This is a genomic window from Chryseobacterium sp. SIMBA_029, from assembly GCF_046535275.1.
GTDB lineage: Bacteria > Bacteroidota > Bacteroidia > Flavobacteriales > Weeksellaceae > Chryseobacterium.
This window is the reverse complement of the sequence record NZ_JAWRXA010000723.1, coordinates 1-245: the sequence shown is the minus strand read 5'-3', so window position 1 is coordinate 245 and position 245 is coordinate 1. Positions and strand designations below refer to the sequence as shown.

Sequence of the window (245 nt, the reverse complement as noted above, 5' to 3'; positions counted from 1 at the left end):
GTAACATTCGGATTATCACTTTACTATAATCTGGGTAAAAGATGGGGAATAGGAACAGGACTGAACTACACGAAACTGGCTTCGGAGCTTCATTCAGGAACCAATGCTAACTATATTAAAGGAAATCAGACTGTTCATTATATAGGAATTCCGGTTCAGGTCAATTACAATGTGATCCAGAAAGGAAAATTTACAGGGTATATAACGGGAGGTGCATTGGTGGAGAAACAGGTGGCAGGAAGCAT

The 245-nt window shown here is 40.0% G+C and carries 1 protein-coding gene; it reads left to right on the top strand.

What is annotated here, in order from left to right; genetic code table 11:
* Positions 1-245: outer membrane beta-barrel protein (locus tag SB679_RS25840; protein WP_410705230.1), on the top strand; the 245-nt coding region annotated here is incomplete at both ends.